This window comes from Microbacterium sp. 22296 (assembly GCF_052045385.1).
Taxonomy (GTDB): Bacteria; Actinomycetota; Actinomycetes; order Actinomycetales; family Microbacteriaceae; genus Microbacterium.
This window is the reverse complement of record NZ_JBQEOS010000006.1, coordinates 192,267-198,801: the sequence shown is the minus strand read 5'-3', so window position 1 is coordinate 198,801 and position 6,535 is coordinate 192,267. Positions and strand designations below refer to the sequence as shown.

Here is a 6,535-nt window from a genome sequence, read left to right as displayed (position 1 = left end):
GGGTAGGGGCCCCGCTCTTGCCCCGGGCAGGGGCCATTCCGGAGACCGGGACCACCCCGGAACAAACGACCTAGGTGACGGGACCCGTCCACTTCTCTCCGGGCCCCTTGCCGATCGGGTCCTGGATGGTCGACGCCTCGCGGAAGGCCAGCTGGAGCGAGCGCAGCCCGTCGCGCAGCGATCGCGCGTGCATGTCGCTGATCTCGGGAGCGCCGGCGGTGATGAGACCGGCGAGGGCGTTGATGAGCTTGCGCGCCTCGTCGAGGTCGAGCTGGTGGGTGGGGTCGTCGGCGAGTCCCGTCTTGACGGCGGCGGCGCTCATGAGGTGCACGGCTGCGGTGGTGATGACTTCGACGGCCGGCACGTCCGCGATGTCGCGGGTGGCGGAGGAGGCTGCACGCTCCTGCTCCTCCCATCGCGCGAGACGTTCGTCTTCGCCGCCGTGGCGGTGCGCGGAGGGGTCTTCGGCGGGCTGGTCGGAGGGGATCGTGTCCACGTGAATCTCTCTGCTAGACTATGGCGGGCTTCGGAGCTTTCCGCTCCGTACGAAAGAGGATCACATCCCACCCGCGCTTGCCGTTCCAGGCTACCGGGTTCCCGCACTCCGCTCCGTTTCGCACGGGGTCGCCTGGGTGCAGAAGCCGGTGCTGACAGCACCGTGCCGGGTGGCGTGTTTCTCCTCTTCGCCCGCGATTCGATCGGATCGCGGCGGCCGTCACCCGCAGACAAGAGGAGTTCCGCATCAGCGATCCCCGCACCAACGAGCGCATCCGAGTCCCGGAGGTCCGTCTCGTCGGACCCAACGGCGAGCAGGTCGGCATCGTCCGCATCGAAGCTGCGCTGCGCCTGGCCCAGGAAGCGGACCTCGACCTGGTCGAGGTTGCGCCGAGCTCGAAGCCGCCCGTGGTCAAGATCATGGATTACGGCAAGTTCAAGTACGAGGCCGCGCAGAAGGCCAAGGAGACGCGTCGTAACCAGGCGAACACCGTCCTCAAAGAGGTCCGGTTCCGTCTGAAGATCGAGGCCCACGACTACATCACCAAGCTCAAGCGCGCCGAGGGCTTCCTCCAGGCGGGCGACAAGGTGAAGGCCATGATCCTGTTCCGTGGTCGCGAGCAGTCGCGTCCCGAGCAGGGCGTGCGTCTGCTCCGCAAGTTCGCGGAGGATGTCGCCGAGTTCGGCACGGTCGAGTCGAACCCCACGATCGACGGCCGCAACATGGTGATGGTGGTCGCTCCTCACAAGAACAAGTCCGAGGTCAAGACCGAGCAGAACGCGCAGCGCGCGGCGAACCGTGAGGCGGCGCGCAGCGCTGCTCGCGGCGACTCGGACTCGGAAGAAACCCCCTCCTCGGCCCCCGCCGAGTAGAGCCCACAGACTCCCGCTCCGTCGGGAAGACCAACGAAGGAAGACAGATGCCGAAGCAGAAGACCCACTCGGGCGCCAAGAAGCGCTTCAAGCTCACCGGTAGCGGCAAGCTCATGAAGCAGCAGGCCGGCATGCGCCACAACCTCGAAGGCAAAGCCTCGAAGCGCACCCGCCGCCTGAACCAGGAGCAGGTCCTGGCCAAGGGCGACTCGAAGGTCGCCAAGAAGCTCCTCGGTCTCTGAGCGCCGACGCACGTTAGGAAGAAACAGAAATGGCTAGAGTCAAGCGGGCGGTAAACGCCCACAAGAAGCGTCGCGTCATCCTGGAGCGCGCATCCGGTTACCGCGGTCAGCGTTCGCGCCTGTACCGCAAGGCCAAGGAGCAGGTCACCCACTCCCTGGTCTACGCGTACCGCGACCGTCGTAAGCGCAAGGGCGACTTCCGTCGTCTGTGGATCCAGCGCATCAACGCCGCGTCCCGCCAGAACGGTCTCACGTACAACCGCTTCATCCAGGGCCTCGGCCTCGCGGGTGTGCAGGTCGACCGCCGCATGCTCGCCGAGCTCGCGGTGAACGAGCCCACCGTGTTCGCCTCGCTCGTGCAGACCGCCAAGGCGGCCCTGCCCAGCGACGTGAACGCGCCGAAGTCCGCGTAACCCGCGTCTTCTTCCCGGAACGGGCGTCCTCCTCGCGAGGGCGCCCGTTCCGCTGTCTCCGCAGCAGGTCGAGTCCGCTCCGGGTCCGCGGTCCGCGCGGCGCGTCGAGCACGCCGGCCTGCGCGGCATCCTGAGCCCATGCCGGGGGAGCCATACACTGAGGGCGTGCTGGAGAACCCCCGTTCGCCGCGGGTGCGCGCCGTGGCCAAATTGAGCAAACGCGCTGCCCGTCAGGAGACGGGACTCTTCCTTCTCGAGGGTCCCCAGGCGGCTCGCGAGGCCCTCGCCTGGGCTCCCGAGACGGTGCTCGAGGTGTACGCCACCCCCACGGCGCTCGAGAAGCACGTCGATGTGCGCGAGGCCGCCGAGCAGGCCGGCGTCGATCTGCAGTACACGACCGAAGCGGTCCTGGATGCCATGGCCGACACCGTGACGCCGCAGGGCATCGTCGCGGTGGCACGGCAGGCGCCGACCGCACTGAAGGACGTGTTGGCGGCGGGCCCGCGGCTCATCGCCATCTGCGAGGAGGTCCGCGACCCGGGCAACCTCGGCACCATCATCCGTGCCGCCGACGCGGCGGGGGCGGACGCCGTCATCCTCACCGGACGCACGGTCGATCCCTACAACCCGAAGGTCGTGCGCTCGACCACCGGATCGCTGTTCCACCTGCCGGTGGCCGTCGATCTCGAGCTCGCCGACGTGGTGGAGCGCGTGCACGAGGCGGGTCTTCGCGTGGTCGCCGCCGACGTCGGGGGCGATGATTTCCTGGCATCCCGCGAGGTCCTCGCCGAGCCGACCGCATGGTTGTTCGGCAACGAGGCGCGGGGTCTCGACGACGAAGCCCTCGCCCGCGCCGACCTGGCGCTGCGGCTCCCGATCTACGGTCGAGCCGAGTCGCTCAACCTCGCCACGGCGGCGAGCGTATGCCTCTACGAGACCGCTTTCGCGCAGCGGGCGCGCTGACGGCGGCTGTTACAGAACGGTTAAGGCGCGCGCCGGAAGGTGGTCGGCGGCGCGCCACCCTCATAGTGTGGGGGACATGGCATCCGTTCCCCCGGCGCGTTCCGAGCCCCTGGTCGTCGTCTCCGATGTGCAGAAGCACTACGGGCAGTTCCAGGCGCTGAAAGACATCGACCTCACGGTCGACCGTGGCGAGGTCGTCGTGGTCATCGGGCCCTCGGGGTCGGGCAAGTCGACGCTCTGCCGCACCATCAACCGGCTCGAGACCATCACGAGCGGCACGATCACCATCGACGGCAAGGAGCTTCCCAAGGAGGGGAAGGGCCTGGCCGAGCTGCGCGCCGACGTGGGCATGGTGTTCCAGTCGTTCAACCTCTTCGCACACCTGACGATCCTCGAGAACGTCACCCTCGGGCCGACCAAGGTCCGCAAGATGAAGAAGGCGGATGCCGAGAAGGAGGCGCGCGCGCTTCTGGACCGCGTGGGCGTCGGGCACCAGGCCGACAAGCTCCCGGCCCAGCTCTCGGGCGGCCAGCAGCAGCGCGTCGCGATCGCCCGTGCGCTGGCCATGAAGCCCAAGGTCATGCTCTTCGACGAGCCGACCTCCGCTCTCGACCCCGAGATGATCAACGAGGTGCTCGACGTGATGGTCGGCCTCGCCGCCGACGGGATGACGATGATCGTCGTCACGCACGAGATGGGCTTCGCCCGCAAGGCCGCCAACCGCGTCGTGTTCATGGCCGACGGCCAGATCGTCGAGCAGGCGGTGCCCGAGCAGTTCTTCACCAACCCGCAGTCCGACCGGGCCAAAGACTTCCTGTCGAAGCTCATCACCCACTGACGGCATGCATCATGACGGCGACGAACGAGGAGGTTCTTCGCCGAGGCGCGAGCGTCCCCACCCCCGGGGGTTCCGCCGCGCCGTCCCCCGAAACCCATCTATCCGCACAGCACACGTAACCAAGGAGACATCACATGCGTAAGACACGTTTTCTCGCCGGCGCGAGCATCGTCGCCGCCGGCCTTCTGGCCCTGACGGCCTGCAACAGCGGCACCCCCGGCGCGGCCCCCGGTGCGGAGGGCGGCACCGGCGACGAGCCCGTCTACGGCGCGGTGGCCACCGACGTCACCATCGAGGGCAGCCCCACGTTCGACAAGATCACCTCGGCCGGCAAGATCGTCGTCGGCGTGAAGGAAGACCAGCCCGGCCTCGGCTATCTCGACCCCGTCTCCGGTGAGCGCAAGGGCTTCGACGTCGACGTCGCGCGGTGGATCGCCGCCTCACTCGGCTTCGACCCGGCCGACTCCTCGAAGGTCGAGTACAAGGCGATCGCCTCCGCGAACCGCGAGCAGGCCATCATCAACGGCGACATCGACTACTACGTCGGCACGTACTCCATCACCGACAAGCGCAAAGAGCAGATCGCTTTCGCCGGACCCTACTTCCTCACGGGCCAGGGCCTGCTCGTCGCCGCCGACAACGACGCCATCACCGGCAAGGACTCGCTGACCGCCGAGACCACCGTGTGCTCGGTGACCGGGTCCACGCCGATCCAGCGCATCCGCGAACAGACTCCCGCGCAGGTCGTCGAGTTCGACACCTACTCGCAGTGCGTCGAGAAGCTGAAGAACGGTGAAGTGGATGCCGTCACCACCGACGAGGCCATCCTGCTCGGATACGCGGCGCAAGACCCCGACAACCTGAAGATCGCGGGCGAGCCCTTCAGCGAGGAGCGCTACGGCGTCGGCATCGCCAAGGGCGACACCGCCTTCCAGGAGTTCGTGAACACGATGTTCACCGACGGCGGCACCACGTGGCAGGCCATCTTCGAAGCGAACCTCGGCGCCTCGGGCGTCTCCGGCGAGCAGCCCGCGGTCGACCCCGTCAGCTGATCCCCGGGTGCNCACCACCTTCGAAAGACGACGACAGAGAACGGACAGCGTGCGGTGAATCAGATCTTCGACTACCCCGACCTGTGGGCGCAGGCGCTCTGGGGAACGGTCGTGCTCTTCTTCGGTGGGGCGCTCATCGCCCTCGTGCTCGGCTTCATCGTCGCGGCGATGCGCGTCTCACCGGTGCCGATCGCCCGTGCCGTCGGCGCCGTCTACGTCAACTGGATCCGCAACACCCCGCTGACGCTGGTGCTGTTCTTCTTCGCGTTCTGCGTGCCGCTGCTGATCGACGTCCCGCGCGGAAGCTTCCTCGGGCTCGCCGTCTGCGGTCTCGGCATCTACACCGCGACGTACGTCGCCGAGACGCTGCGTTCCGGGATCAACACGGTCCCGGTCGGTCAGGCGGAGGCCGCCCGCGCGCTCGGCCTCGGCTTCGGCCAGGTCATGACCCTCGTGGTGCTCCCGCAGGCGACGCGGTCCGTGATCCCCCCGATGATGAGCGTCTTCATCGCCCTCCTGAAGAACACGACCGTGGCCGCCGGCTTCTCGGTCGTCAACCTCGGCAACATCCGCGCGACGATGAGCGAGAACGGTGAGAACCAGCTCGTCACCATCCTCCTGGTGATGGCGGTGTTCGTGGCTCTGGTGCTGCTGCTGGCGGCGCTCCAGAACGCGGCCGAGAAGAAGTGGAAGGTCGCCCGATGAGTTCCTCCGTCCTCTACGACGTCCCCGGCCCCCGGGCCCGGGTGCGCAACCGCATCCTGGGTGCCGTGACCCTCCTCGTCGTCGCTGCCGTCATCGGCTTCGTCGTCTGGCGTTTCATCGACACCGGGCAGTTCTCCGCGACGAAGTGGAACGTCTTCACGTACACCGCGATCTGGGAGCGATTCGGGCAAGCGACCCTGGCGACGCTCGCCGCCTTCGCCGTCGCGGCCGTCGGCGCCCTCGCGCTCGGCTTCGTCCTGGCCATCGGCCGTCTGTCCGACCACCGGTGGGTGCGCCTTCCCGTCGGATGGGTCGTCGAGCTCCTCCGGGCCGTCCCCGTCCTCGTCTTCATGCTGCTGCTGTACTACGGTCTCCCCGTCATCGGCATTCGGATGTCGTCGTACTGGGCCGTCGTCATCGCGCTGATCCTCTACAACGGATCGGTGCTGTCGGAGGTCATCCGCGCGGGAGTCGAGGCCCTGCCCCGCGGACAGAGCGAGGCCGGCTACGCCGTGGGTCTGCGCAAGGCCGGCGTGATGCGGCTCATCCTCCTGCCGCAGGCCATCCGCGCCATGCTGCCGGTCATCATCGCCCAGCTCGTCGTGACGCTGAAGGACACCGCCCTCGGGTTCATCATCACCTACCCCGAACTGCTCTACTTCGCGCGGCTCCTCGGCTCGAACGGCGAGTACGGCTCGCCGTTGATCCAGGCAGCATTGGTCGCGAGCGTCATCTACGTCGCGATGTGTCTCGCCCTGTCGTATGCGGCCCACCGTGTCGAGATCGGCCTGCGTCGCTCGCCCAAGGCCGCCAAGGTCGCCGGCGCCGAGCCTCCCGGACAGACCGGCACCGACACCGAACTCATCGTCGCGCAGCGCGGCTCCGGCAAGAACGACCCGGGCTCCGCGGCGTGACCTGAGATCGCGCGTCGGACTCGACGACGGGCGGGGGAGT

9 protein-coding genes are annotated in these 6,535 nt (G+C 68.0%); 8 read left to right on the top strand and 1 reads right to left on the bottom strand.

The genetic code is table 11. The annotated features are described in order from the left end of the window. Positions 1-70 precede the first annotated feature (70 nt). The gene (locus ACTJJP_RS13160; protein WP_440775443.1) at positions 71-496 is read right to left on the bottom strand and encodes a DUF1844 domain-containing protein; all 426 of its coding nucleotides are present in this window, start codon (positions 494-496) and stop codon (positions 71-73) included. Between the two features lie 245 nt (positions 497-741). Between ACTJJP_RS13160 and infC the strand changes: the two genes are divergently transcribed. The 8 genes from infC to ACTJJP_RS13120 all read left to right on the top strand — a co-directional run bounded on the left by infC (position 742) and on the right by ACTJJP_RS13120 (position 6,495). Further along, positions 742-1,368 (top strand): translation initiation factor IF-3, encoded by a 627-nt coding sequence (gene infC, locus ACTJJP_RS13155; protein WP_440775449.1) that lies wholly within the window; start codon positions 742-744, stop codon positions 1,366-1,368. A gap of 47 nt (positions 1,369-1,415) precedes the next feature. After that, entirely contained in the window at positions 1,416-1,610 is a 195-nt protein-coding gene (rpmI, locus tag ACTJJP_RS13150; protein WP_013583375.1) for a 50S ribosomal protein L35, read from the top strand. Positions 1,611-1,639: 29 nt separating this feature from the next. Continuing rightward, entirely contained in the window at positions 1,640-2,023 is a 384-nt protein-coding gene (rplT, locus tag ACTJJP_RS13145; RefSeq protein ID WP_055957776.1) for a 50S ribosomal protein L20, read from the top strand. Between the two features lie 165 nt (positions 2,024-2,188). Then, positions 2,189-2,986: a TrmH family RNA methyltransferase gene (locus ACTJJP_RS13140; RefSeq protein ID WP_314457382.1), complete on the top strand. Its 798-nt coding sequence runs from the start codon at positions 2,189-2,191 to the stop codon at positions 2,984-2,986. A gap of 76 nt (positions 2,987-3,062) precedes the next feature. Further along, on the top strand, positions 3,063-3,824 hold the full coding sequence (locus tag ACTJJP_RS13135; RefSeq protein WP_440775442.1) for an amino acid ABC transporter ATP-binding protein: 762 nt from the start codon (positions 3,063-3,065) through the stop codon (positions 3,822-3,824). 134 nt (positions 3,825-3,958) lie between these two features. Next, positions 3,959-4,876, top strand: a complete 918-nt coding sequence (locus tag ACTJJP_RS13130) for a glutamate ABC transporter substrate-binding protein (protein ID WP_440775441.1) — start codon at positions 3,959-3,961, stop codon at positions 4,874-4,876. Positions 4,877-4,930: 54 nt separating this feature from the next. Further along, a complete protein-coding gene (locus tag ACTJJP_RS13125) occupies positions 4,931-5,581 on the top strand; it encodes an amino acid ABC transporter permease (protein WP_440775440.1) in 651 nt (216 codons plus the stop codon). Further along, positions 5,578-6,495 carry an amino acid ABC transporter permease gene (locus ACTJJP_RS13120; RefSeq protein WP_440775439.1) on the top strand — a complete coding sequence of 306 codons (918 nt, stop codon included), beginning with the start codon at positions 5,578-5,580 and terminating at the stop codon, positions 6,493-6,495. The genes ACTJJP_RS13125 and ACTJJP_RS13120 overlap by 4 nt, the downstream gene beginning before the upstream one ends. The last annotated feature ends 40 nt before the right edge of the window (positions 6,496-6,535 follow it).

Excerpts from the sequence above, each read along its gene's own strand:
- rpmI (WP_013583375.1), top strand. The coding sequence starts at position 1,416 with ATGCCGAAGCAGAAGACCCACTCGGGCGCCAAGAAGCGCTTCAAGCTC.
- ACTJJP_RS13130 (WP_440775441.1), top strand. The coding sequence starts at position 3,959 with ATGCGTAAGACACGTTTTCTCGCCGGCGCGAGCATCGTCGCCGCCGGC.
- rplT (WP_055957776.1), top strand. The coding sequence starts at position 1,640 with ATGGCTAGAGTCAAGCGGGCGGTAAACGCCCACAAGAAGCGTCGCGTC.
- ACTJJP_RS13135 (WP_440775442.1), top strand. The coding sequence starts at position 3,063 with ATGGCATCCGTTCCCCCGGCGCGTTCCGAGCCCCTGGTCGTCGTCTCC.
- ACTJJP_RS13120 (WP_440775439.1), top strand. The coding sequence starts at position 5,578 with ATGAGTTCCTCCGTCCTCTACGACGTCCCCGGCCCCCGGGCCCGGGTG.